This window comes from Mycobacterium sp. MAC_080597_8934 (genome assembly GCF_000523975.1).
GTDB lineage: Bacteria > Actinomycetota > Actinomycetes > Mycobacteriales > Mycobacteriaceae > Mycobacterium > Mycobacterium avium.
Map to the genome: position 1 here is coordinate 1 of NZ_JAOS01000041.1, position 2,563 is coordinate 2,563.

Sequence of the window (2,563 nt, forward strand, 5' to 3'; positions counted from 1 at the left end):
ATTCAGCGGCGGTGAGCAGCCCGTTGCGCAGCCGGGTGTAGCCCAGGCGGCGTCCGTGCCGGGTGAACAGAAAGTCGGTGAGCACGCCGGTGCGTGGGTGCGGCAGCGGCCGGTGCGTGCCGCGGAGGGCGACCCACTCGTCGAGCGCGGCGAGGGTCGCGGCGGAGAGCGGGACCATGCGTTCGGTGGCGAGCTTGCCCAGTGGCACCTTCAGCCAGGTTCCGGCCGGTCCGTAGTCGATGATGCTGCCCAGTTCGAGGTCGAGCAGTTCCCCGCCCGCAGGCCGGCACCACGCAGCACGGTCAGGCCGATGCGGGCGAACGGATCCTGCAGGTGGGCAACGGCGTTCATCACTGCCGCGTCCACATCGGGTGCTAGCGCGCGTGGCAACGGCTGGTCGAGTTTGGGGACGTCGGCGGCGAATACCAACCGCCGTGGTGGGGCCTGCGCCCAGCCCCAGGCGGTGATGTCGTCGAGCAGGTTGCGCAGACTGAGCACTGCCGACTGGGCCACCGCGGCCGAGACGGTGCGCCCGGCGCCCGCGGCGGCGCGCTGACCACGCCAGCCCCGGGTGCGATTCCATTTCAGGTAGCCCTCGATGCAGCTCCGGTCGAGTTCACGCAGGCTGATGACGTCGGGATGGTGAGCGGTGAGGTATTCGGCGAAGGGCAGCAGGTCGTTGATCAGCGACTCGACCGATTTGGGCCGCAGCACCGCCGCGCGCACGCCGATGTAGCGCAGCAACGTCTGACGGATCGGGTCGGGCATCTCCACCTCGGTGAAGCGCTGCTCGAGGCTACGGGCCCACCGCCGGCGTTTCGGCGCGGTGTCGATGACCGCGGTCTCGAACAACAGCTGCCGCAGGCTGGCCAGCCGCCCCTGTATGCCGCCGCGACGATGGCGGCACCACGGTACGTGACAGCGCGGCGTCGAAGTCGTCGAGCGCGTCGCCGGTCAGGTCGGCGACCATTCCGCCGTGGTGTGCCAGCACTACCGCCAGACATTCGCCGAGGACCGTCTCGACCCAGGAACTCCTCCAGCCCAACCGAATTCCCGCATTCCGCAACGCGGCGAATCCGCTCGGATCCCGGTCCTCCACTGCGCGGCCAGCCGGTCAACTGTTTGACCGCGGCCAGCTCGACGTCCAGCCGTAACCGGCCGGTGCCGATCGTGTGACAGATCAGCGGCCACGCCCCGGTGTCCCGTATCTCGGCGATCCGCTCGGCTGCCGGCAGCGTCATCCAGGCGTGCAGGTCGCGGTGGCGTGCGGTGAAGTCGCGAGCGATCCGAATCCGGTCGCGTACCGCCCGCCCGCTCAAACCCAGGGTGGCGACGTGGTCGAGATAATCCGCCACCACCTCGTCGGCGCCTACGGGTTGGCCGACCAACACCGTGGTCACTGCCGGGCTCCGGCCAACGTCGCACGAGCAGCACCGTATTCGGCGGCGAGCTGCTCGATCGACAAATGCACGTAGCGGGCCGTGGTCTCCGGCGAGACATGCCCCATCAACGCCCGCAACGCCAGCAGATCGATTCCGGCCGCCGACAATTCGGTGCCGTAGGTATGCCGTAAACGGTGCGGGCGGACTCTTGTGGCGCCAGAGGTCTCCCGGTGCCGACGGAACAGGCTGCGCAGCCCGGCCTCGCTGACCGGTGCACCGGTCGTCGGGCCGCGCAGCACTACGAAGCACTGCGGCGTCGCCAACCCCGGCGGCCGCTCCCATCGCAGGTAGGCGGCGAGCTCGGTGAAGAACGCCGCATCGACCGGGACATGACGTTCCTTGCCGCCCTTGCCGATCACCCGAAGCCGGCGCCGGCCCATATCGACGTCGGCGAGCAGCAGGCCACGCGCCTCGGCCGAACGCAGCCCTCCGAGTAGCATCACCAGCACCATCGCCCGGTCCCGGTGCGTTGCCAGTGTCGCCAGGAACGCGTCGACATCGTTGGTGGACAACGATTCCGGAAGACGCTGCGGCTGACGCACCAACCTACCGCCACTGCGTGCACGCCCGGGACCCAGATGACCGAGCAACCCCCGCTGCGACTGGCGCAGCCCCTGTCCCCGCCGCGGCGACGGCACCGGATTGTCGGTGCAGACACCGGTCATCACCAGATACTCGAATAACGCGCGCACTGCCGCGACCCGGCGGTTCACCGTCGAAGCTGCCGGCGGGGTCGACGAGCGGTGACCGCCGGTGGGCTGGTCCGTTCGGCGGACGCCTTGCCAGTCGATCCAGTCGAACACCAACGGCGCATCGACCGCGGCGAGCCCGACCGCTTGCTGGACGAGGAACCGGCTCAAATTGGCGACGTCGAATGCGTAGGCCCGCACCGTGGCCGCGCTGAACCCCCGTCCCGCCAAATGGTTGAGAAACGCGTTCACCGCGTCCTGCCCGTCCCAGTCGCCCTCCAGGACATATCCGCTGTCGCTCTTGAGTACCCGCATCGCCGCTCCGCCTTCCCCCACCGAGATGCAGACAGCATCCATCCGTGCTCAGCGCTTGTGCGTGAACCTCACGCTGCAGCCCGAACCGTGTCCCCGGAGAGCCGGTTAACGGATAGT

General features: G+C 69.1%; 3 protein-coding genes and 1 pseudogene. All 4 read right to left on the bottom strand.

Annotated elements, in window-relative coordinates; genetic code table 11:
* Positions 1-208, bottom strand: a pseudogene (locus NF20_RS28420) (integrase); the annotation flags it as partial.
* Positions 209-210: 2 nt separating this feature from the next.
* Positions 211-852, bottom strand: a complete 642-nt coding sequence (locus tag NF20_RS28425) for a hypothetical protein (RefSeq protein WP_255343482.1) — start codon at positions 850-852, stop codon at positions 211-213.
* Positions 797-1,099 carry a hypothetical protein gene (locus tag NF20_RS28430; protein WP_255343483.1) on the bottom strand — a complete coding sequence of 101 codons (303 nt, stop codon included), beginning with the start codon at positions 1,097-1,099 and terminating at the stop codon, positions 797-799. Before NF20_RS28430 ends, NF20_RS28425 begins: the two co-directional genes overlap by 56 nt.
* A gap of 297 nt (positions 1,100-1,396) precedes the next feature.
* Entirely contained in the window at positions 1,397-2,446 is a 1,050-nt protein-coding gene (locus NF20_RS20115; protein ID WP_007172498.1) for a tyrosine-type recombinase/integrase, read from the bottom strand.
* Positions 2,447-2,563: the final 117 nt, after the last annotated feature.

Bases quoted from the DNA above. Each gene is read 5' to 3' on its own strand.
- NF20_RS20115 (WP_007172498.1), bottom strand. From the start codon at position 2,446: ATGCGGGTACTCAAGAGCGACAGCGGATATGTCCTGGAGGGCGACTGG.